Source organism: Pseudomonas sp. R11F, from assembly GCF_050312575.1.
Taxonomy (GTDB): domain Bacteria; phylum Pseudomonadota; class Gammaproteobacteria; order Pseudomonadales; family Pseudomonadaceae; genus Aquipseudomonas; species Aquipseudomonas palleroniana.
The window spans coordinates 261381-284654 of the sequence record NZ_JBNPJU010000067.1 but is presented as its reverse complement, the minus strand read 5'-3'; the positions used below and the strand labels follow the sequence as shown (position 1 = coordinate 284654).

15 protein-coding genes and 2 pseudogenes are annotated in these 23274 nt (G+C 60.6%); 10 read left to right on the top strand and 7 right to left on the bottom strand.

The features are described 5' to 3' along the window. Positions 1-3: 3 nt before the first annotated feature. Positions 4-1428: a glycosyltransferase gene (locus ACQRBV_RS21845; RefSeq protein ID WP_411984092.1), complete on the bottom strand. Its 1425-nt coding sequence runs from the start codon at positions 1426-1428 to the stop codon at positions 4-6. Then, positions 1425-5006: a hypothetical protein gene (locus tag ACQRBV_RS21840; protein WP_411984093.1), complete on the bottom strand. Its 3582-nt coding sequence runs from the start codon at positions 5004-5006 to the stop codon at positions 1425-1427. Before ACQRBV_RS21840 ends, ACQRBV_RS21845 begins: the two co-directional genes overlap by 4 nt. A gap of 267 nt (positions 5007-5273) precedes the next feature. On the opposite strand from ACQRBV_RS21840, the pseudogene ACQRBV_RS21835 reads away from it, so the two are divergent. From ACQRBV_RS21835 to xylB, 6 genes and pseudogenes are all read left to right on the top strand, one after another. Then, positions 5274-6449 (top strand): annotated as a pseudogene (locus ACQRBV_RS21835) (pyridoxal phosphate-dependent aminotransferase); the annotation flags it as partial. A gap of 190 nt (positions 6450-6639) precedes the next feature. Beyond that, positions 6640-8172 (top strand): sugar ABC transporter ATP-binding protein, encoded by a 1533-nt coding sequence (locus ACQRBV_RS21830; protein WP_411984094.1) that lies wholly within the window; start codon positions 6640-6642, stop codon positions 8170-8172. Continuing rightward, complete coding sequence (locus ACQRBV_RS21825) at positions 8165-9142, top strand: ABC transporter permease subunit (protein ID WP_060753313.1); 978 nt, start codon at positions 8165-8167, stop codon at positions 9140-9142. The genes ACQRBV_RS21830 and ACQRBV_RS21825 overlap by 8 nt, the downstream gene beginning before the upstream one ends. 34 nt (positions 9143-9176) lie before the next feature. Then, a complete protein-coding gene (locus ACQRBV_RS21820) occupies positions 9177-10109 on the top strand; it encodes an ABC transporter substrate-binding protein (protein WP_411984095.1) in 933 nt (310 codons plus the stop codon). 24 nt (positions 10110-10133) lie between these two features. Then, positions 10134-11135 (top strand): LacI family DNA-binding transcriptional regulator, encoded by a 1002-nt coding sequence (locus ACQRBV_RS21815; protein ID WP_411984096.1) that lies wholly within the window; start codon positions 10134-10136, stop codon positions 11133-11135. A gap of 7 nt (positions 11136-11142) precedes the next feature. Next, on the top strand, positions 11143-12648 hold the full coding sequence (xylB, locus tag ACQRBV_RS21810) for a xylulokinase (RefSeq protein ID WP_411984097.1): 1506 nt from the start codon (positions 11143-11145) through the stop codon (positions 12646-12648). Here the strand turns inward: xylB and ACQRBV_RS21805 are convergent. Next, positions 12602-13042, bottom strand: a complete 441-nt coding sequence (locus ACQRBV_RS21805; RefSeq protein ID WP_060753081.1) for an Lrp/AsnC family transcriptional regulator — start codon at positions 13040-13042, stop codon at positions 12602-12604. The genes xylB and ACQRBV_RS21805 overlap by 47 nt on opposite strands. Positions 13043-13151: 109 nt before the next feature. Between ACQRBV_RS21805 and ACQRBV_RS21800 the strand changes: the two genes are divergently transcribed. Then, complete coding sequence (locus ACQRBV_RS21800) at positions 13152-14054, top strand: DMT family transporter (RefSeq protein ID WP_411984098.1); 903 nt, start codon at positions 13152-13154, stop codon at positions 14052-14054. Between the two features lie 113 nt (positions 14055-14167). Beyond that, positions 14168-16474 carry a hypothetical protein gene (locus tag ACQRBV_RS21795; protein WP_411984099.1) on the top strand — a complete coding sequence of 769 codons (2307 nt, stop codon included), beginning with the start codon at positions 14168-14170 and terminating at the stop codon, positions 16472-16474. A 63-nt stretch (positions 16475-16537) separates the two neighbouring features. Here the strand turns inward: ACQRBV_RS21795 and ACQRBV_RS21790 are convergent, their stop codons facing one another. Together ACQRBV_RS21790 and ACQRBV_RS21785 are read right to left on the bottom strand one after the other, a co-directional pair. Then, positions 16538-18526 carry a peptidase U32 family protein gene (locus tag ACQRBV_RS21790; protein WP_411984100.1) on the bottom strand — a complete coding sequence of 663 codons (1989 nt, stop codon included), beginning with the start codon at positions 18524-18526 and terminating at the stop codon, positions 16538-16540. Between the two features lie 117 nt (positions 18527-18643). Then, the gene (locus ACQRBV_RS21785) at positions 18644-19024 is read right to left on the bottom strand and encodes a RidA family protein (protein ID WP_060753077.1); all 381 of its coding nucleotides are present in this window, start codon (positions 19022-19024) and stop codon (positions 18644-18646) included. Positions 19025-19206: 182 nt separating this feature from the next. Here ACQRBV_RS21785 and ACQRBV_RS21780 point away from each other — a divergent pair. Both ACQRBV_RS21780 and ACQRBV_RS21775 read left to right on the top strand, forming a co-directional pair. Then, positions 19207-19974, top strand: a pseudogene (locus tag ACQRBV_RS21780) (PAS domain-containing protein); the annotation flags it as partial. Positions 19975-19977: 3 nt separating this feature from the next. After that, complete coding sequence (locus tag ACQRBV_RS21775) at positions 19978-20562, top strand: methyl-accepting chemotaxis protein (RefSeq protein WP_372241661.1); 585 nt, start codon at positions 19978-19980, stop codon at positions 20560-20562. 46 nt (positions 20563-20608) lie between these two features. On the opposite strand, the gene ACQRBV_RS21770 is transcribed toward ACQRBV_RS21775, so the two are convergent. After that, positions 20609-21931 (bottom strand): OprD family porin, encoded by a 1323-nt coding sequence (locus tag ACQRBV_RS21770; RefSeq protein WP_411984101.1) that lies wholly within the window; start codon positions 21929-21931, stop codon positions 20609-20611. A gap of 355 nt (positions 21932-22286) precedes the next feature. Then, the gene (locus tag ACQRBV_RS21765) at positions 22287-23156 is read right to left on the bottom strand and encodes an isocitrate lyase/PEP mutase family protein (protein ID WP_411984102.1); all 870 of its coding nucleotides are present in this window, start codon (positions 23154-23156) and stop codon (positions 22287-22289) included. Positions 23157-23274 lie beyond the last annotated feature (118 nt).

Sequence of the window (23274 nt, the reverse complement as noted above, 5' to 3'; positions counted from 1 at the left end):
AAGTCAGGCGTTGATCCAGGAGTGTTCAGCGCCAATCCTGACCTGGAACTTGTAGTGAAGCGGATAGTAATGCTGCTTTAGGTTGTCCAGCTGTTTGTCCAGCGTTTGCGGGGGAACGATGCCGCGACGCGTGTAGTACCGACGAACATCGTTTTCAATGTTGACTATCGGGCCGTGTGATTCGAGCTTTCCGTTGACCAGCCGCGACTCCTTGGTAATGCCGTCAAAGCCCAAGTCGTACATGTCAGGCCGTTGCGACTTGAGCACCTTGTTGAACAGCGTTGGCCCCACAGTCTCAAAAATCTTGCCCTCATAGAGATTGAATTCAGGGGTGTATTGCACTCGGCCGTCAGGCCCACGGCCCACCGTAGGCCGGTTCGCCGCAAAGTAGGGTTTGTTGGCCGCAAAGCTGGTTTTCATTTCATCAATGACTGCGGTGATGACCGGGTTGCCTGCTTGTGTGCCGAAATTGCTGGTGTTGTAGAACGGCTTATAGCCGGTGAGGCTATGGGCAACCGGTTTGTTGAGCAGCACATCACTTGCACCGGCATTTAACCCATCAGCCCCGACCTTTGCCTGGATCACATCATCGGTATCCAGGTAGAACCCACCATATTTGTTGAGGATAGGGTACCGGGCAACGTCTGAAGCGGCGGCCAGGTTTTTTCCTTGTCCCTGTCGGAAGTAGTCGTACATTCCATCGCCTTTCAACTGTTTGAAGACGTCATCCTCGCGCAGGTTCCTGACTTCCAGGCCGGGAGCCTTGCTTTCCAGGGTGCGCTTTATCTGGTTGAAAATGGCTGGGGTGTCAGCATCCACATGCAGGATGGACTTGTACCCAGGCGCCTGGGCGGCGTTGTTGAGCAGGGTATCCATCAGCTTGGACGGGAGCTCTTGGCCCGCCCAGAAATAGTGAAGGTTTCTGGGGATCGGCTTCACATCGTTGGGGATTTTCACGGCCGAAGGCGGCATGACATCAACGAACGAGTAGGTATGCGCATCTGCCTTTCTGGCTTTTATGAATTCGTTGAACGGCCCGCGTTGCCACTTGCCCTTGGCGCTTCGCCAGAAATAGGCAGGGTTGAGCGGATCGATACCGGTGGACAGGTTGCTTTCTTTCCAGGCTCCCGCCGAACTGTCAAAGATGACGTTATGTTCGACGCCCTTGTAGTTGAGCGTGAACGGGGTGGTTGAGTTTTCCACGACTTTAATGTCGTCCATGGGCACGACATAGGTGCTGTCGCCCAATTTCCAACGCAAGGGTGCGTCACTCTTGCCGCCCAGCAAACGCGCAGTTCTGGCGGCAGGTTCCCATCCTGAGGCCCCCAGATCCCTGACCGCAATGTCCGGCCCCGTGCCCTGGGGATGCTGGATGACGCGTTGTCCGTCTTTAAGCTTGGACTTGTAAAGCACCCCGTCGATCTTCACGTATTCATTCCGGCCACGGCCCACATAGACATTGCCTTGCAAGCCCTTGGCCGAGAGCTCGTCAGCCGCGATGTACTTGGCTTCATAACCCAGGAGGTCCGGGTCAGGGGCCGGACCTCGCCGCCAGCCGCGATTCGGTGAGGGGTGAAGTCTTTCAAAGGTGGCCCGAAGGGTTGTTTCTTGAACGCATCGTATCGGTGCCAGTTACCTTGAACCATGACCGCGATGTCTTCCACCGTCTGTTGTCCAGCCTTTAACCGTCCGCTTGCCGCCAGGCCGTATTGCTGACTGGCGGCCTTGACGGCATCAGCGCTGCCGATCGCGTGCAAGCTGTCGGCGGTATTGGCGCCAGCAGGAGCCACCCGGAAGTTATCCAGCGGTTTGCCGAAGGCTTGCTGGGTATGCGGGTCAAAGGCGTACCAGCGACCTGATGCCTCATCGAATTTGGCCAGGGCTTGGCTTTCCACCGTGTGATTGAGTGCCCTGTAGGTGCCTTCGGCGATGTCCGGCTTTTTGGCCAGCTCAAGCAGGTTGACACTACGCTGGCCACGTAGATGTTGAATCCCGCGGTAGGTGGCGCCGGCTGCCGTTATGACTGCCTTCTTGCCTGCCTGCAGGACACCCAGCGCCAGGTCATCGACCCCGCTCAAGGGGTTCAGCGCGCCCACCGCTGCCCGGCCAATGATTTTGCCTGCATGGCCCACCCTTGAAAGGGCTGACGCGCCTGCGACAACGCCTTTCGCACCTTTGAGTGCGCCACCAATGCCGATCGCAAAACCGAACAGGTCGACAACAACTTCAACAATGCCTTCCTTGATCCTGCCGTTGATGATGTTCTCGATGCCTGATTTGAATGGAATCAGGCCGACGACGATTTGTTCAATGGTCTCGTACAGCGGTACCTGAGTGTCGAATGTCGTGGCACCTTTGGCATAACGCTCGACCTCGGGCAGGCGCATGTCGTCGAGTACCGCATCGACGATGTAGCGGGTCCGGGCACTGCTGAAACTGTCAGGCGCGCCTCGGGCATCTTTTTTCTCATCCGTAACGTCTGCCGGGTAGTTACCCGCAGGTTTGATCACGTCGTACCGCTTGCCGGGTTGGGGGATGGTGCCGTTGGTCGGCGGGTATTCATCATAGGTCTGCCCAGGCCGGCGAGTGATGGTGCCCTTGTTTCGATCAATCGCATAGTGGATGACCTTGCCGTTGTATTCGGTTTCTACCAACAGCACGCCATCGGCCACTCGTACGGGGTGGTCCGCCCGGTGGTAGCTGACTTCCTTGCGGACCGTCAATTGGCCGAACTGCAGATGCTGACGGTCTTCCAGCGGTTGTCTGGCCAGCAGCAATTTGTACTGCGCCGCCGTGGTTTTTTTCAGCGCATCGGAAAAGTCGGTGAATTGTTGCGCGAACAGGTCTTTTGGGCGTGGCAGGCTTTTCAGCTTTTCGCGAACCTCATCGAAGTTGAACGCGCTGGATGAAGAGACCCAGGCGGCGGGCGTTTGATCAGGCTGCTCCTGGTTTTCCTCGGACCTGAACAGGTTGGTGAAGTTACGTGCCTCTTCCTTCCAGAAGTTGGCACGGTTGGGTGTCCAGAACAGAGGGCGTCCGTCGATGTAACTGTCCAGTATCGAGTAGCGTTCTGGAAAGCGTTTATGTGCGGGCTGTACGGTGATGCATTTTTCGTCGAACCATTTCGGGTCGATGTGCGGCAGGGCCTTTTTCAGCTGTTCCAGTGCAATGGCCCGAGTGGTCGGGAGTTCCCTTATGTCTGTTTGCGCCGCCTCCTTCAACTCGTTGATCTGGGCGGTGAACGCCTTGCGCACTTCAACCATGGCCGCTTCGGTCGAGGGATAGGCCTGACCGTTGGCGACGGCCCACTCCTTGAGTGCTTTGGCCTGGGCGGCATATTCACTTGCGCTGTCCTCATCGGTCACCGGTGCGGTGCTGCCTTCCAGCATGATTTGCGCATAGTTCATCGTTGCCGTGGCACCCGGCGATTTCGCTTCAATACGGGCGACTAGGGTGGCGAAGCTGACCCAGCTGTGAGTGCCTGGGACGATCGTGTCCGGGATGCCCTTGACCCGGAACTCCGGTGCCAGCCTGGTCAACACCAGGTGCGCCTGGATCAGCGCCTTTTCAGGCGACGAAGCCTGCCCGCGAGCAACCAGATGCTCGACCAGTTCCTTGAAAACCGTGGCAGCCGTCTTGTCCACATTCTCAGGCGAAACCAAGTGATAGCCGCCAATCTTCAAGCCCTGTGCTGCGTCGCTATCAATCTCCAGATGCAGCGCCGCCAGCAGCCAATCGGTGCCGGGGCCTTTGACGCCGCGCGCGGCAAAGAGTGCTTGAATGGCGTCACCCAGGGCCTGGCCCCTGGGGGAGCTGATCAAGGCTTCAATCATCAGGCGCGGGTTGTCGAGCTCGGCGGGAGAGATCGACCGATTGTCCAGCAGGTAGTCCAAGACAGTTTTGAACGGGCTCAGCTTAATGTTGCCGAACGTGCCGCCCTGAATATCCGCCTTGAGCTGTTGCAGGCTCTCCTGGTCAAGCCACCTCAGCGCACCGCTGAGGTTCCCCTGCACAGCCGCCTTGGGTGTGGGAGTGGAGAGGGCGGTTGCGAGGTTGACCAGCTCTTCGTGACGGGTTGGCAAGTGCAACCCGTGGTCCGTGAGGTATTGTAAAAGCGAGACGGTCGGGGACTGGCCGCCGCTTGAGGGACGGTAGCTGCTGTCAGCAGACAGGTTGAGTGTCCTGGCTTTCAGTTCATGCGTAATCTGCCCATCATATTCGACGCCATTCTCCACGGATGCCGCCAGGTGTCTGAGTTCGCCGGCCGCCTGATGTCGGTTGTGGATATCGCCTGTAAACGCTTTCTGGTTCTGGAGTGCTTCCTCGCTGCGCGATTCGATCAAGTGTTTCGACGTGCCTGGATCGAGCGGGGTGAACCCCTGGTTTCGATCGATTTCTGCCGCCCGCTCACGCATCGCCGGCCCGGTGAGGTCCTGCCGCTCGTTGTAAAACCGGCCGATCAACCACCAGGCAACCGGTTCATCTGGAACACTGACCGGCGGCTTGAACCAGGTATCGGCATGGCCTGCGGCAATAACCCTGGCGGCATTCAGAACCGGGCCGCTGATAGCCGCCCAGCGCGGGTCGTCTTGCCCGACCGTATGGAGTTTTTGTTCGGGATCACGCGCCCGCGTGAGCGTAAAGCTGATCTGGCCCGAGGTGGCGTTGAGCTTGATCGATGCCGTGTCGATCCCTTGGTCTCGGATCCACTGCAGCACGTCGGGTGACTGAAAGGTGTTATGCAACTGCGTCCACCACTGACCGAAGGTGGAGGAGGGAGGAAGCTGGCCAATAGTGATGTTTCGTTCACGGTTGGCCGCCAGGAGCAACGCGCTGTGATATTCCGTTGTTGCAAGCTCACGATCACCCTCGCGGCGTGAACCTTCAGCCGGTGCCGAGGGGACGGGAAACTCACGCGCTTGCCCGGAAAGCTGCGGCGGGTTGGCGGTTGTCGGGGCGGGGGGAGGACGATGTTGCGTGGCATGGGAGAGCGAAACAGTGTTCATGAGGTTGGTCACCGACAGGGTGTGGATTACGCCCGGGCTCACTAAGTCCCGTGGCATTGTCCTTGTGTCGCCATGCTCGCCGTTTTGATTCCTCGCTTCTGCCGGCAGGTCCTGTGCCTTGTGTTTCCACTCTTTGCGCCAAAGGCTTTGGTGTCGAGCCGCCTTGATTGATTGGACGGCTACGGAGTTTGAACTATGTTGAGCGCATCCATCCGTTCGCACTTGGACGGACCCACGCTTTTTTCTTTTTGAACGAGAGGCCCCGGCATGCGGTTTTCCCCCTTCGTTGAGCGAATTACAGGGCAGGGCGTCGCTGCCTGGGACATACACCACGCCGCGTTTCACGCCGCTAGCCAGGGCGAGGACATCATTATCCTCAGCGTCGGCGACCCCGATTTCGCCACGCCATCCTTCATTACCGATGCCGCCGTCGGCGCCCTGCGCGAGGGCGATACCCACTACACCGAGATCCCCGGCCGCCAGACCCTGCGTGACGCGGTTGCGGCGCGCTACAGCAACAGCCTGGGGCGCGCCGTAGGCGCCGAAAACGTCATCATTGTGCCCGGCGCACAAAATGCATTGTTCATCAGCTCCCTTTGCCTGTTGCAGGCCGGGGATGAAGTGCTGGTGCTCGACCCGATGTATGTCACCTACGAAGCCACGCTCAACGCCAGCGGCGCGACCCTGGTACGTGTGCCGTGCTTGCCGGAGTCCGGCTTTCGCCTGGACGCGCAGGCGCTCGCCGCAGCGATCACCCCGCGTACCCGAGCGATCTTCTTCTCCAACCCGAACAACCCCACCGGCGTGGTACTTGACCCTCGGGAGCTGCAAGCCATCGCCGACCTGGCCGTGGCCCATGACCTGTGGGTGGTGGTCGACGAGGTGTATGAAAGCCTGGTGTTCGACGGCCAGTACCACAGCCTGGCCGCGTTGCCGGGTATGGCCGAACGCTGCATCGTGATTGGCAGTTTGTCCAAGTCCCACGCCATGACCGGTTGGCGCATCGGCTGGATCATCGCCGCGCCGCAGATGGTGGTGCACGCACAAACCCTGGTGCTGAGCATGCTTTACGGTGTGCCGGGGTTTGTGATGGAAGCCGCGACGGCGGCGGTGCTGGCCCATGATGACGTGACCCAGGGCATGCGCGAGATCTACCGGCGCCGACGTGATTTGGTGGTGACCGCGCTGAGTCTCTGCCCTGGCATCCAGGTGCAGGCACCCCAAGCCGGTATGTTTGTGCTGGTGGACATACGGGGGACCGGCCTCAGTTCCCTGGACTTCGCCTGGCGACTGTTTCGCGAAGCCGGCGTGTCGGTCCTCGATGCGGCGGCCTTTGGTGAGCCCGCCCAGGGTTTTGTGCGCTTGTCGTTCACCCTCGGCGAAGTACGCCTGGCCCAGGCGTGCCGCCGTATCGCAGGCTTTGTGGCCAAGTTGGCCGATGAGCGCGGTGACTGCAGCCTGGGTCGTCACGCAGCGTCAAATAGCTAGTAACCCGCAGATTCCGCGTTTTTGCTTTGACTGAAACGTTTAACCAAACGATAAACGGCACACGCAAGCGCTTGCGTAAGGAAATGTATCTGATCTAGAGTCGGCAGCATTCGACAACAAAAATAATAAATCCAGGAGCTCAGCCATGAGCCTTGATCCCTTGCTTGAGATGCAGGGCATCAGCAAAACCTTCAATGGTTTGCGGGTGCTCAAGAATGTCGGCCTGAAGGTCTATCCCGGTGAAATTCATGCCCTGATGGGTGAGAACGGCGCCGGCAAGTCGACCCTGATGAAGATTCTTTCCGGCGCTTACCAGGCCGATCCCGGCGGTGAAATCCGCATCGACGGCCAGCCCGTCGCCTCCTTTGACCCCGCCACCGCCAAGACCCTCGGCATTGCCGTGATCTATCAGGAACTGAGCCTGTGCCCGAACCTGAGCGTGGCTGAGAACATCTATCTGGGGCGCGAACGCCGGCGTGGCTGGACCATCGACCGCAAAGGCATGCAGGCCGGCTGCGTCGAGGTGTTGCAACGGTTGGGCGCCGAGTTCAAGCCCAATACCCTCGTGAGCAGCCTGTCGATTGCCGAGCGTCAACTGGTGGAAATCGCCCGCGCCTTGCATGCCCACGCGCGGATCCTGGTGATGGATGAACCCACCACGCCGTTGTCTTCCCGCGAAACCGACCGCCTGTTTGCCCTGATCAAACAGCTGCGCAGCCAGGGCCTGGCGATCATCTATATCAGTCACCGCATGGCCGAGATCTATGAGTTATCCGACCGGGTCTCGGTACTGCGCGACGGCCAATACATCGGCGAATTGACCCGCGAAGCGCTGTCCGCCGAGGTGCTGGTAAAAATGATGGTGGGCCGCGACCTCTCGGGGTTCTACAAGAAGGAACACGCGGCCTATAACCCGGGCAACGTGGTGATGCGCGTGCGCGATATGGCGGATGGCAAGCGGGTACGCCGCTGCAGCTTTGATTTGCATGCTGGCGAAGTGCTGGGCATTGCCGGCTTGGTCGGGGCCGGGCGTACCGAGCTGGCGCGCCTGATTTTCGGCGCCGACCCGCGCATCAGCGGCAGCCTGGAAGTGGTCGGCAAGACCGTCACCCAACTGCGTACCCCGGCCGATGCGATTCGTGCCGGCGTGGTGTACCTCACCGAAGACCGCAAGGCCCAGGGGCTGTTCCTGGACATGAGCGTGGCCGACAACATCAATGTCTGCGCCTGCGTCCCGGATGCCCATGCCGGTGGCGTGCTCGATCGTGGCCATGCGGCACAACGCGCTGGCGCTGCGATCAAGTCGCTGTCGATTCGTGTGGCGTCGGGCAAGGTCAATGTCGGCGCGTTGTCCGGCGGCAACCAGCAGAAGGTGCTCCTGGCGCGGTTGCTGGAGGTCAAGCCGCACGTGCTGATCCTCGATGAACCGACGCGGGGCGTGGACATCGGCTCCAAGTCGGAGATCTACCGCATCATCAATCAACTGGCGCAGGCGGGCGTGGGCATCGTGGTGATTTCCAGCGAGCTGCCGGAAATCATCGGCACCTGCGACCGTGTGCTGATCATGCGCGAAGGCGAGTTGGTCGCCGAAGTCGGTGGGGCTTCCGGCCATGCCATTTCCCAGGAACGTATTATTGACCTCGCCACTGGTGGCGATCAGGTGGCTGCCCATGGCTGAATTGACGATGACAACAACCCATAAAACCGAACGCGTGCGTGAACTGATGCGTACCGTGGGCATGCTGCCGGTGCTGGTCCTGTTGCTGGTGGGCTTTGCCCTGGCCAGTGAAAACTTCCTCACCGTGCAGAACCTGTCGATCATCACCCAACAGGCTTCGGTCAACGTGGTGCTGGCGGCGGGCATGACCTTTGTGATTCTCACGGCAGGGATCGACCTGTCGGTCGGTGCGATTCTCGCGGCGTCCGCCGTGGTCGCCCTGCAGGCGTCGATGTCGCCACAGTTCGGCATGTTCGGGATCGCCGCCGGCATCGGCTTCGGGCTGTTGCTGGGCCTGGTCAATGGCGGGTTGATCGCCTTCATGCGCCTGCCGCCGTTTATCGTCACCCTGGGCGCGCTCACCGCCATGCGTGGCCTGGCGCGTTTGCTGGCGGACGACAAGACCGTGTTCAACCCGGACCTGCCCTTCGCATTTATCGGCAATGACTCGATCCTCGGCGTGCCGTGGCTGGTGGTGATCGCCGTGGCAGTGGTGGCGTTGTCGTGGTTCATCCTGCGCCGCACGGTGATGGGCGTGCAGATCTATTCGGTGGGCGGCAACCCCGAGGCGGCGCGGCTGTCGGGGATCAAGGTGTGGAAGGTGCTGCTCTTTGTCTATGCCATGTCCGGCGCATTGGCCGGGCTGGGTGCGGTGATGAGCGCTTCACGCCTGTTCGCCGCCAACGGCCTGCAACTGGGCCAGTCCTATGAACTGGATGCAATCGCCGCGGTGATCCTCGGCGGCACCAGTTTCACCGGCGGTGTCGGCACCATCGGCGGCACCCTGATCGGCGCGCTGATTATCGCGGTGCTCACCAACGGCCTGGTGCTGCTGGGGGTGTCGGACATCTGGCAGTACATCATCAAGGGGATCGTGATCATCGGTGCGGTCGCGCTGGATCGCTATCGCCAGTCCGGTGCGCGGACCTGAGTTCATTCAAACAACAATCACAAGAGAGACCGGCATGAACTTCAAACGACTGTTTCCCGTCATTGCCTTGGCTACCCTGGTGTCCCAGGCCGTCGATGCTCGTGAACTCAAGGCCCTGGGCATCAGCATGGGCTCATTGGGCAACCCGTATTTCGTGACCCTGGCCGACGGTGCCACGGCCCGGGCCAAGGAGCTCAACCCCAACGTCAAAGTCACCTCGGTGTCGGCCGACTATGACCTGAGCAAGCAATTTTCCCAGATCGATAACTTCATTTCGTCCAAGGTCGATTTGATCCTGCTCAACGCCGTCGACCCGTCGGCCATGGCCTCGGCGATCAAGAAAGCCCGGGATGCGGGGATTGTGGTGGTGGCGGTGGATGTGGACGCCAAAGGCGTGAATGCCACGGTGCAGACCGACAACGTCGAAGCCGGCAAGCTGGCCTGCCAGTTCCTGGTGGACAAACTCTCGGGCAAGGGCAACGTGATCATCCAGAACGGCCCGCAGGTCACCGCCGTGACCGATCGCGTCAAAGGCTGCAAGGCGGCATTCGCCGCAGCGCCGGGGATCAAGGTGCTTTCGGACGACCAGGACGGTAAAGGCTCGCGCGAAGGCGGCTTGAACGTGATGCAGGGTTACCTGACGCGCTTCCCGAAAATCGATGGGCTGTTCGCGATCAACGACCCGCAAGCCATCGGCAGTGACCTGGCGGCCAAGCAACTGAAACGCAGCGGCATAATCATCACCTCGGTGGACGGCGCGCCGGATATCGAGAACGCGCTGAAGACCGACACGCAGATCCAGGCGTCCGCCAGCCAGGACCCATGGGCCATGGCTCAGACGGCGGTGAATGTGGGCAACGACATTCTCAATGACAAGGCCCCGGCCGAAGCGGTGACCCTGCTCACGCCGAAACTGATCACCCGCGACAACGTTGGTACGTACAGCGGCTGGTCGAGCAAACATTGATCCACTGAGCAAGGGGCAAGCGCCGTGGTCACCATGGATGACGTGGCAAGCCGGGCGGGGGTGTCGACCTCCACCGTCTCCCACGTATTGAACGGCACGCGCAAGGTCAGCCCGGTGACGGTGCAGGCGGTACAGCGCGCCATTGAGGAGCTGGGGTATATCCCCAACACCCTGGCGCGCTCGCTGGCCCGCTCCAGCACCAGCACGATTGGCGTGGCGATCTCGGCGCTGTCCAACCACTATTTCAGCGAAACCGTGCACGCCATCGAAACCGAGTGTGCCAAGCACGGTTACATGATGTTGTTCGTCGATACCCACGATGACCCCGAGCAAGAGTTGCGCGTGGTCACGGCGCTGCATCATCGGCGGGTTGACGGGATGGTGCTGGCGCCCTCGAATGGCTCCAAAGCGCTGGACTACCTGCGCGCCAACCAGATCCCCGCAGTGCTGGTGGACCGCATGATGAGCGAGCAGTTTGACCAGGTCGGGGTGGACAATGCCCAGCCGACCCAGGCCCTTATTGCTCACCTGATCGCCCATGGCCACCGCCGGATTGGCTTTATTGCCGGACGCGAGGGCTTCAGTACCACGGATGAGCGGGTGGCGGGTTATCGCGCCGCGTTGCAGGCGGCGGGGTTGGCGTTTGATCCGCAGTTGCTGGTCAATGGCGGCTCGAATACGCAGCCGGCACGCCAGGCCACCGTGCAGTTGCTCGGCCTGGCTGCGCCACCCACGGCGATCATGGCCGGCAATAACCTGATGACCCTGGGCGCCATGCACGCGTTGCGTGACGCACACATAGCGGTGCCGGGGCAGATGGCCCTGGTGGGTTTCGATGATTTTGACTGGGCGGATTTTTTTGTGCCGCGCCTGACTTTGATTGCCCAGCCGGTGCAGGCCCTGGGCGCACGGGCGGTGGATCTGCTGCTGCAACGCATGGCCAGGCCCGACGCGCCGACCCAGAGCGTGCGCCTGGCGCCCACCCTGCGACTTCGCCATTCATGTGGCTGTATTGGATTGGAATAACCCCCGTATGAGCAGTCCTGTTTCCCTCGGCATAGACCTCGGCACCTCGGAACTCAAGGCGATCCTGATGGACCTCGACGGCGTTGTGCTGGCCCACGCCGGGGTGCGCTTGAGCGTGTCGCGACGCCACAACGGCTGGTCCGAACAGGCGCCGCAGGATTGGTGGCTGGCTTGCGTGCAGGCGCTGGAGCAATTGCGTGCCCATGAAGCCTTCGCCCGTGTCGCCTGTATCGGCTTGTCGGGGCAAATGCACGGTGCGGTGTTGCTGGGCAAGGATAACCGCGTGTTGTACCCGGCCATCCTGTGGGATGACTCGCGGGCGGTGGCCGAGGCCGAACAACTGGGCAGCGAGTTCGCCGAAGTGACCGGCAGCTTGCCCATGGCCGGGCTGACCGCGCCCAAGCTGCTGTGGCTGCAACAGCATGAGCCAGAAGTCTTCGCCGCGATTGATTGCGTGTTGTCGCCCAAGGATTACCTGCGGTTGCGCTTGAGTGGCGAGCGCATCAGCGAGATGTCCGATGCCGCCGGTACGCTGTGGCTGGACGTGGCGCAGCGTGAGTGGTTTACCCCGATGGTGCGCGCCACGGGCCTGACGCCGCAACAACTGCCCCGGTTGGTCGAAGGCGGTGCTGCCAGCGCCGTGTTGACGGCCGGCGACCTGGGGCTGGCGCCTGGCGTGGTGATCGCCGGCGGCGGTGGCGACAACCCGGTGGCTGCAGTGGGCATGGGTGCCATCAACGCCGGCGATGGTTTCATCACCCTGGGCACCAGCGCGGCGGTCGTCGCCATCACTGATCACGCTGCCGGCAACCCGGGCAGTGCCGTGCACAGTTTCTGCCATGCATTGCCGCACCGCTGGTACACCATGGGCGCCATGCTGGCCGGGGCGAGTTGCCTGCGCTGGGTCACGCGATTGACCGGCATGCCGGACGAACAGGCCTTGCTGGACCAGATCCAGGCGCAATGGCCGATCGAGCAGCCCGTGCCCTTGGAGATGCCGCTGTTCCTGCCGTATCTGGCCGGCGAGCGCACCCCCCACAATGACCCGCTGCTGCGCGGCGGCTTCATGGGCCTGGGCCATGATTGCACGGCGGCCATGCTCGGTTATGCGGTGCTGGAGGGCGTGGGTTTCGGTTTGCTGGATGCGTGGCACGCGGTGCAATCGGCCGGTGCCCACGTCGAGCGCTTTGCCTTGGTCGGTGGCGGTGCGCGCAGTGAATACTGGGCACAGCTGCTGGCCAATATTCTGCAGCGGGAAGTCTTCACGCTGCGCGGTAGCGAGTTGAGCGCCTGTATCGGTGCGGCGAAGCTGGGGTTCCTGGCGATCGGGCAGGGCGACAGGCTGTTGGAGACCGGCATGCCGGTCAAGGCGCGATACTGGCCGGACCTCACGCAGCAGCCGCGGTTAAACGCACGTTATCGCCGGTTTCAAGGCTTGCTGGCCGCCGCCAAGGCGCTGCACACCGTCAGTCAGCCAAGGGCGGCAAACGCCGTTTCACCGGGGTTTTCTTGACGATGGCGGTATTGGTTTCGGCGTAGGTGTTGAGCCGGTCGAGCAGGGTGTCGAGCTGTTCCATGGTGCGCACATGCAAGCGCGCAATAAAGCAGTCATCACCGGTGACCTTGTCGCATTCGGTGAACTCCGGGATCGCCTGGATCTGACGTTCCACTTCCTGCAATTTGCCGGGCAACGGGCGGATGCGCACGATGGCTTGCAGCAGGTAGCCGAAATGCCGGGGGTCGATGTCGACCGTGTAGTGAGTCAGCACGCCGCGCTCCTCCAGGCGGCGCAGACGCTCGCCTACGCTGGGCGAGGACAACCCGGTGATGCCCGCCAGAGCCTTGAGCGACAGCCGCGAGTCATCCATCAAGGCGGCGATCAGTTGCTGGTCGATGGTGTCAATCATGATGTTCGCCTAATAAGAAAAGGTGATTTTGGGTTTTTGCCTTTTTTAGTCGCTGGAGCCACCGCCAAGCAGATTGCCATAATTGAGCCTCACTTGAGGAGTCTCAATCATGGATACATCCATCCGTCGCGGGTCATGGGAAATGGTCGCCGCCATGCTGATCTCCGGCACCATTGGCTGGTTTGTGCTGGTGTCTGGCGTGTCGGTCATCGAAGTGGTGTTCTGGCGTTGCGTGATCGGGGGGCTGACGCTGCTGCTGGTGTGTGCGCTACTGGGCTATCTGCGCCTGGACTTGCTCACCTGGACCACGCTGGGGCTGGCCATGCTCAGCGGGGTGGCCATCGTCGGCAACTGGCTGCTGCTGTTCGAGTCGTATTCCCGCGCGTCCATCGCCATCAGTACGGCGGTGTACAACGTCCAGCCGTTCATGCTGGTGATGTTGGCGGCGGTGTTTCTCGGGGAAAAGATCACCGTGCAGAAACTGGCGTGGTTGAGTGTGGCGTTCCTCGGCATGCTGGCGATTGTCACCGCCCATGGCGCGCAACAGAGCGGCGGCGGTGATTACTTGACGGGCACCGCCCTGGCCCTGGGCGCGGCGTTTTTGTACGCGGTGGCGGCGCTGATCATCAAACGCCTGAAAGCCGTGCCACCGCACTTGATGGCCTTGATCCAGGTCATCACCGGTGCCTTGTTGCTGGCGCCATTGGTGCCCTGGAACAGCTTGCCGGCGGCGGGCAACGCATGGGCGGCCTTGGCCACCCTTGGCGTGGTGCATACCGGCTTGATGTATGTATTGCTCTACGGCGCGATCCAGAAACTGCCGACGGCGATCACCGGCGCGCTGTCGTTTATCTACCCGATTGCAGCCATTTTCGTGGATTGGATTGCGTTCGGACATCGCCTGGGATGGCTGCAATGGCTGGGCGTGGCGGCGATTCTGCTGGCGGCGGCAGGGTTGCAGCGGGGTTGGTGGTGGCCCCTGAAAGCCCCTGGCCGAATTGAAAAGGCGTGATCCCTGCGCCTTAGATGGAACAGATTCCTACGCAGGCGCCACACAGGGTGGACGGATGCCAGGTTGCGGGTCTACCGCAGCCTGGAGCAAATTCCCCACCCCAATGGCGAACGATGAAAACCACTCTTTTTACCTTTCCAACCCCTGACTACCTGGCAGGAAACGTTCAAGCCGCAACAGAACCCGGCAACGTCCGTCACAAGGGTGCGCTTGATGCCCCTGCGGCGGTGAAGCGTGAGTTGGCGGCGGCGCCGTCGGGCCTGAGCAAAAACTCGGCCAGCTGGGTGAGTTTTCAGCATGGCGTCAATCTGGCTGAAGGCATCGAGCCTGGCTCATCCAAGCGCATGACCCAGCAAGAGCTGATCGCTTTGCCAGGGAAAATGAGTGCCACGGCGGTGACCCCCGAGCAGGCGCTTTTCATTGCTGCGGCCCGCGTAGGTCCTGCGCTGGAATGGGCGGTGGCGAATGGCATCCTTGAGCGCAAAACCGAATATTCACAGGCGGATATTCAAAAAGCCGTTGCCGCACTGGACAAACACCTCGAAGAAATAGCGGACGCCGTCAACAGTCTTTCCACGCCCATGCCGATGCGCAAGGACTATTTCATCGGCACACAGCAGGTGTCCCCGATCAAGGGCCATGCCGACCCGGATAACAAAACCTACCCGGTGGCGCTCTACGACGACAAACGGTTCGGTGAGGACTTCAAAACGGATCTGGCGAACAAGAAAACCGCCTACGCCACGATCCTCCAGGAGGTGTTCTCGACCTTGCCCGTGCCGGACCAGATTGCTATCGCCCAGGGCGACGTCGGTGTGTATGCAATGAAGTCATCGGGAACGGACGGCAAGCTGGAGCGCCGCACGTTCTTGCTCAAGGCTGTCCATCAGGGCAAGACCACCGTGTATGAGGTCAACCCTGAACAGGGGACGGTGGTTAAACGGGATGACTATATCGGTGTCTTCCAAGGCAGTAGCGTGATCGGAAAAAAACGCTTGCCCGACGGTGGTTACTCCGAGACGTTCACGGCGTGGCAAAAGCCGAATATTCAAGGCAGTCAGTACCAGGCCAAAGTGGATAAGAAGCCCGGTGTGCAGCCGGACAACACGTCTTTTTCAGCGCAGCTTTACGCGCTGGAGCCCCTGGGGGAATTGCCGGCACCGGCTGCAGGTGCGACCACTCAGTCCAACCCGCAGGCGCTGTTCCTGGAGCGCAACAAGCAGCTATCGACGCTAGTCGGCGAGAAGTTGTTTTACCTGAGCGATCTGGACTTGCTGCACAGCGCACAAGAGGACCCGGAACGCGTTACTGACGCCGAGAAAGATGACCGGAAAAACTATCAGGCATTCAAGCAAGAGAGGGAAAAACGTCGCGAAGTGCTGAAAGGTTTTGTGCCTCTCTGGCACGGAATCGAAGCAATCAGTGCCGGGCGCCCCATAGAAGGGCTCGCGCAGATATGGATAGATATACTGTCCTTTTTGCTGCCGGTCGAAAAAGTCGTCACCGAAGTTGTAACGAGTGGCATCCGACTGGTGAAACCGGTCATTCCGAAGTTTCTGAAACCCTCAACCCACTTTGCCAGTTACACCTTCAGGCCGGGTGCGCCAGGCGTCGCATGGGAAGGCGGTGTACAGGGATTGAAATGGGCGCCCAATACCTCGCAGAACCTGGCCAAGGGCGTCAATCAGTTCAAATTCAACGCAACGCCGCTCTCCAAGGCCGGCTCGGGCATGCGTGAAATCGAGTACAACGGCGCCAGATATTTTGCCGGTGCCAAGCCGGACGCCGGGGACAACGTGCACTATCTGCTGCGGGTACCGGACCCTCAAGACCCGACCCGGCTGGTGAGCAGCGGCATTATTGCCAAGCCGGATGAAACCGGCGTCTGGGCCAGGCGAGGGGTTCAAGGCGGCGAACGCCCCGGCGCAAAGAAAACGCAGGCAACGGATGCGAGTTCGAAAGGTCGCCTCCAGGCGCCCGGCAACACGGCGGCAAGTCAGAAATTGGTGAACCATCCAAACTGGCAGTCGGTAGTGGATTCGGGCACGTACAACGGGCAGCCGGTTTACATTCATTACACCAATAAGGAAGGCGCAGAAGCGATTACGCGGCAGTTGAGTATTAATGATGCCTCGCGTGAAGCCACGCGTGCCGGCTCCAAAGGCGGGGTCTACGTTAACCCACCGGGCCAGCAATTTAATGGTGAAAACGTCGAAACCCTGTTGTTTTTGGGTAACAAGCGCTACGAGGGGCGAGGTGACTATATGGTGATATTCAGCACCGATCAGGTGCCGACGAATTTGGGTCCTGTCACGGCGGGCAGTCCGTTCGTCGAGCTGAAGTTTCCCAAAGGCATCAAACTGACGTCGGCGAACTTCCTGTACGCGGGGCCTAACACGTTTCCCAATTATTTCGGTTGAGCGCCGCTGAGGCGCCAGGCGTCGGTTTCGTCCAACGCCTGGTTTATACCTCTCTGGGTCGACTCAGTGCGGTGCGCGCGGGATGGTCTTGAGCAAGTCATCCGGGCTGATGTAACCGACCACACTGCCAGGCTGCGGCAGGCCGAGGATATGCCCCTTGATCTTGCCCACCACGTGCATCTCGCAGGGTTTGCAGTCGAACTTGAGCGTCAGCACTTCATCGCCATGGATCAATTGCATCGGCGCCACCTTGGTCTTCACGCCCGTCACCCCCTTGGCCTGTTTAGGGCACAGGTTGAACGAGAAACGCAGGCAGTGCTTGGTGATCATCACCGGCACTTCGCCCGTTTCTTCGTGAGCTTCGAAGGCCGCGTCGATCAGCTTTACGCCGTGACGGTGGTAGAAATCCCGGGCCTTCTGGTTGTAGACGTTGGCCAGGAACGACAGGTGCGCTTCCGGGTACACCGGCGGCGGCGAGGTTTCAGCCTTGCGCCCGCCACGTGGATGAGCGGCAACGCGAGCGGCGGTCAGTGCTTCGATCACTTCGCGGCGCAAAGCCTTGAGCTGTGAGTTGGGGATGAAGAACGCTTGCGGTGCATCCAGTTGGATGTCGGTGGCGTGGTACTCGGTGGTGCCCAGTTGGCCGAGCAGGTCACGCAAGGTCTCCAGCGCCTGTTCCGGCTTGTTGGCCACGCCAAACGGGCCGGGCAGGGTGACGCTGGCACTCAGGCCCTCTTCGCTGGTGGCGGTGACTTGCAGTTGGTCTTCACGCAGGCGCGCTACCCAGGACAGGCCGATACGGCGCTCGGCGGAGGTCTTGAGCAGCGCCTGTTGCCAGTTATGGTCCAGGTTGCGGTTCAGTGGGTGGTTGGGGCGCAACTGGTGCAGGCCGGCCGGCATTTCATTCGGCTCGACGCGGTACCGGTAGCGCTTGGCACCGTCTTCTTCGAACTCGCCTTTAGGCTCGGCGATGTTGGCGCGAAAACCGACGACCTCGCGTTTGATCAGCACATTGAGGCCGTCACCATTGGACAGCGGCTCATGGGTCACCACTTGCAGGTCGCGCTTACCGGCTTTTTCCACCACGCCGACCGGCAGGCCGGTGAAGGTCGGGGTGTCGAAGGCGCCGATGTCGATCTTGCGATCGCTGACGAAGTAGTCGGTGCTGCCCCGGTGGAAGGTTTTTTCCGGGTCGGGCAGGAAGAAATGCGCGGTGCGGCCACTGGACGCGCGAGCCAGGTCCGGGCGGTCTTCCAGGATGTCATCGAGGCGCTGGCGGTAGTAGGCGGTGATGTTTTTCACATAACCCATGTCTTTGTAGCGGCCTTCGATCTTGAACGAACGCACGCCGGCTTCCACCAGGGCGCGCAGGTTGGCGCTCTGGTTGTTGTCCTTCATCGACAGCAGGTGCTTTTCAAAGGCCACGACGCGGCCCTGATCGTCTTTCAAGGTGTAGGGCAGGCGGCACGCCTGGGAGCAGTCGCCACGGTTGGCGCTGCGGCCATTCTGCGCGTGGGAGATGTTGCACTGCCCGGAGAATGCCACGCACAGGGCGCCGTGGATGAAGAATTCGATGGCGGCATCGGTCTCGTCGGCGATTGCACGGATCTCTTGCAGGTTCAGCTCACGGGCCAATACCAACTGCGAGAAACCGGCCTGGTCGAGAAACTTGGCGCGGGCCAGGGTGCGGATGTCGGTCTGGGTACTGGCGTGCAGTTCGATGGGCGGAATATCCAGCTCCATCACGCCCAGGTCTTGCACGATCAGGGCATCGACGCCGGCGTCGTACAGCTGATGGATCAGCCGGCGCGCCGGTTCCAGCTCGTTGTCATGCAGGATGGTGTTGATGGTGGTGAACACACGGGCGTGATAACGCCGGGCGAAGTCGACCAGTTGAGCGATATCGCTCACTTCATTGCAGGCGTTATGGCGTGCGCCGAAGCTTGGGCCGCCGATATAGACGGCATCGGCGCCATGCAGGATCGCCTCGCGCGCAATGGCGACATCGCGGGCAGGGCTGAGCAATTCCAGGTGATGCTTGGGCAAGGACATAGTTTTTTTAGTCAGGCTTGTCACGGTTGAGGCGCGCATTGTAGCCGTGAAACGCTGGGCGGGCACCTACCATAGGGCCGGTGTGCAAACCGCTCAATCCTTGTGGGAGGGGGCTGTTCAGGCTTTGGCGGCCATCGCGGTGACTTCGACGCGCATGCCTTCAACGGCCAGGGCGGCAACGCCAACCGCTGCGCGCACGGGCCAGGGCTTGGCGAAAAAGCGTTTGTAGACCTCGTTGAATGCGGCGCGGTCGGCCATATCGGTCAGATAAATGGTCAGGTGCATCACGCGGTCCATGGAGCTGCCGGCTTTTTCCAGGGCGACTTTCAACGCCTGCAGGGTGCATTCGCTTTGCAGGCTGATATCACCCAGTTCCAGGCTGCCGTCGGCGCGGGTTGGAATTTGCGTGGAAACCAGGATGCCGTTGAAGCCGATAACGTCGGAAGAGATCGAATCGGCGTCGGGATCGGGGGTAAAGCTCAGGTCGTGGTTGGCCATGATGGGCTCGGGTCGAGTAAAGGGCAGCCAGTCTAAACACTGGCACCGCGCCGGTCACTTCTGTGGCATTTATGATCAATTACTTGGCGTCAATTAATAATTATTTTTTGCGCCTCAAGTCACTATTTTTCTGCCGATACTAGACTCAAGAATCAGTGAAAACGCTCGAGTGAGGGTACGTCATGTTCAATAAAGCGCTTAAAGCAGAACTGGCGGCCAGGACGGCCGAAATTACGCAATACAAGGGATTGTTCGCCGCACTCGACCGTTCAATGGCGGTGGTCGAATTCGACCTGACCGGAAAGGTGTTGCGCAGCAATGAGAACTTCCAGAAAACCATGGGGTACACCGCCGATCAGTTGGTCGGCAAGTCCCACCGTGACTTTTGCCCGTCGGATTTGACAGGCAGCCCCGCCTACGCGGCGTTCTGGAATGAGCTCAAGGCCGGCAAGTTTGTATCGGGCACCTTCAAACGTCTGGATTCCCACGGTAAAACCGTCTGGTTGGAGGCAAGTTACAACCCGGTGCCGGATGCACAGGGGCAAGTGTTGAAAGTGGTCAAGTACGCGCTGAACGTGACGCAAAAAGTCGAACAGGAAGCCGCCACCCGCAGCAAGCTGGCGGCCCTGGACCGGGCGATGGCGGTTATCGAGTTTGATTTGAGTGGAGTGGTGCTCGACGCCAATGACAACTTCCAACAGGTCATGGGTTACTCACTGGCGGAACTCAAAGGCAAGCACCACCGTATGTTCTGCGAATCGGCACTGGTCAACAGCGGTGAATACAGCGACTTTTGGCGCCGTCTTAACAACGGCGAATTCTTCACCGGGCAGTTCAAGCGCATCGGTCGAGGTGGGCGTGTGGTGTGGTTGGAGGCCAGCTACAACCCGGTGTACGACGGCGACGGCAAATTGATCAAAATCGTCAAGTTTGCCAGTGACATCACCGAGCGCGTGGAGAAGTTCGAGGAAGACTCTCGCGGGGCATCCCGGGCCTACCATATTTCATCCGAGACCGAGCGTTTTGCCGAGCATGGCACCGATGTGATTCAAGAGACTGCCGCTGAAATGCGCCGCATCGCCGATAACATCGGCGCTTCGGCACGGCTGGTCGGGCAGTTGGGCGATCGTTCCGAGCAAATCACCGCGATCGTCAATACCATCCGCGGTATCGCCGACCAGACCAACCTGTTGGCGCTTAACGCCGCCATCGAGGCGGCACGCGCAGGCGATCAGGGGCGCGGCTTTGCCGTGGTGGCCGACGAGGTCAGGCAACTGGCCGGTCGCACCAGCCGCTCCACCGCGGAAATTGCCGAGATGATCGGCATGATCCTCTCGGAAACCCGCGATGCGGTGTCCAGCATGAATGCGACCCAGGAAGGCGCGCAGCGTGGGGTCAACCTGGCCGACCAGGCCGGCTCGGTGATTTTGCAGATCCGCACCAGTACGGGTGACGCGGTCCGTGCGGTGAGTATGTTTGCCTCGAAACTGGATGAGTCCGAGGTGATCCCTAAAACCGCCGTCGGCTGGGTAGGGTAGTGTGCTTGCACCGGCCGCCCGCTGGGGTGGCCGGTGCAGGGCGTGGTTACAGCAGGGTGAACGGGTAGTCGACGATCACCCGCAGTTCATTCAACTTGCCATCGCCCTGATCGGCGTTGGATGACACCATCGCGTCACGCAGGCGAAACGACAGGTTTTTCGCCGGGCCGCTCTGTAGCACGTATTTGGCCTCCACATCGGTCTCGTGGTGGTCTCCCTCGGCACCGTAGTCTCCGGCATAGGCACTGTTGGCCGGCGTGTGCGTGCCATTGATGTCCGAACCGTTGACGTAGCGGGTCATGAAGCTCAGGCCGGGGACGCCGAAACTGGCCATGTTCAGGTCATACCGGATGCCCCAGGACTGTTCGCCCGGGCCGTTGAAATCGCCCCACTGGATCGAGTTGGCCAGCAGCACCGAATCGCCGCCTTCCCCCGCGCCGTTGTTGCCGGTGCCGATGTAGTCGAACGGCGTGTCGCCATGCACTTTCTGGTACGACAGCGTCAGGGTATGCGCCGCCAGGAACGAGTAGGCCGCGGCGACCGAGTACGTCGTGTTGTTGATCGCCCCGGCCTTGGCACTGCCGGTGTCGAGGGTGCGATACAGGTTGCCATCCAGTGCCAGCGACTGGTCGTGGCTCAACGGGATCACATAGTTGAGGTTGGTGTAGTACTGGCGCCAGATATCTTCCAGTTCACCGGCATACAGCGTGGCGCTCAACGACGGCGTGAAGGTGTACTTGCCACCGACGAAGCTTGCGCTGTTGGCCGCCACGTTGGCGTAAGTGGCGTAGATATCGTGGTCATGGTTGCTGGTCATGCCGCTGTTGGTGCTGGTGAAGCGTCCGGCCTCCAGGTCCAGCCCGGCGATCTCGCTGCTGGTCAGGTCAAACCCGGTCGCGGTCTGCGGCAAAATACGTGTGCCGCCGGTGGCGAAGACCGGGGCGGTGGGCTGCATGTCACCGAATTTCAACTGGGTCTTGGAGACCTTGATCTTCACGTCGGCGCCCACTGAACCGTAGCCATTTTCAGGGTCGCCATGCCGGTCGGTCGGCAATTCGCCGGTGCCCGCATCGGCGTGCGTGGCGTCGAGCTTCATCGCGCCGTAGGCATAGGCATCCACGCCAAAACCGATAGTGCCCTGGGTAAAGCCTGAGGCGTAGTTGAGCATCGCGCCTTGGGTCCAGTCGCGGTTGTCAGCCTTGCCGCTCTGGCGGTCGCGGTCAAAGTAATAGTTGCGCAGCAGCCCCGTAAGGCTGCTGCCTTCGATAAAGCCCTTGGACTCTGCCTGGTCGGTCACCGAATCGGCAAAGCTGAGTTGGCTGATGCCGACGCCTATCGCCAGCGTCAACAGGCTGCACTTTCTGATCATATTCTTATTTCCCCGAAATAATGAGCGCGCACAGTTACACCGCACTTTATTGAAAGACGCATAGGTTTAATGGGCAGGGATTCCAGGTGAGCGCAGTGCCGTTTTTATTGTGCTCGACGTGTTTGTCGAGTCCTGATTATTAACGGATTTTTCGCGGTGCGCAGCGGGGGACGGGATTAAACTCGATTAATTAAACTTCACACTATTTAATCGGTTGGGGGTGTAGCGTGGTCAGGGTCTTAGCCGCTCTGCTTCGACACTACCCTTTGGTTTGCCGCCGCAGGTTCTGCGGCGGCTTTTTTATATCCACTTACAGCAATGGCCGGGTATTCCAGCGCGAACTACTGGCGGGCTATTACTCTTTCACATCCATGAATTCTTCAGCCCAGGCCACGTAGCTCTCCGGCAACGTGTAGGTATGCGTCAACTCGGTGGCACTCAGGTTCGAGGTGCTGTGGGTCAGCTTGCGCTGGGCGCGCAGGCTGTCGTAGGTGGCCTTGATCGAGGCAAAGTAGGCGCCATGCCCGGCCACCACGATGCGTACGCCCAGGCTGGCCAGGCGCTCGCTGTCATGGAGCAGGGGATTGCCGTAGGTCACCAGCATCAACGGCACCGTGAGGTTCGCCGCGATCTGCTCAAGGTGCTCGAAGTCTTTGACGCCGACCATGCAGATGCCATCGGCGCCGGCTTTTTCATAGGCCTTGGTGCGCTCGATGACGTCGGCGGTCGGCAACACAGCGGCGTTGGTGCGGGCGATGATCGAGAGTTCTGGATCGACACGCGCCTCCAGCGCCGCCTTGACCTTGCCGATGCCTTCTTCGATGGAAATCAGGTCGGTGGATTTACGCCCGAACTGCGCCGGCAGCAAGGTGTCCTCAATCGTCAGCGCCGCCACGCCGGCACGCTCAAGCTCCTCGACGGTGCGCATCACGTTCAGGGCGTTGCCATAACCGTGGTCGGCGTCGGCGATAAAGGGCAACTGGGCCACGCGCCCGATGCGGGTGGCCTGTTCAACGAACTCACTCAGGGTGATCAGCGCAAAATCGGGAGCTGCAAGTACCTGCAACGAAGCGACCGAGCCACCCAGGATACCGACCTCGAACCCCAGGTCGGCCGCGATACGCGCGGACATGGGGTCGAACACCGAGGCGGTTTCAACGCACATTTTCTTGGCAAGCAATTCACGGAAGTTGCGGCGCAACGCTGAGTGAGAGATTTTTGGCATGTTCTTTCCTGGCTCTGTCGTCTTCAGTGACGATCACTGTCTATTCATGGTGGCGCGAGATTACCACGCAGGCGAGCCGGGGATTATGACGTTTGAGCATGGGGTAGGCGCCCTGCAC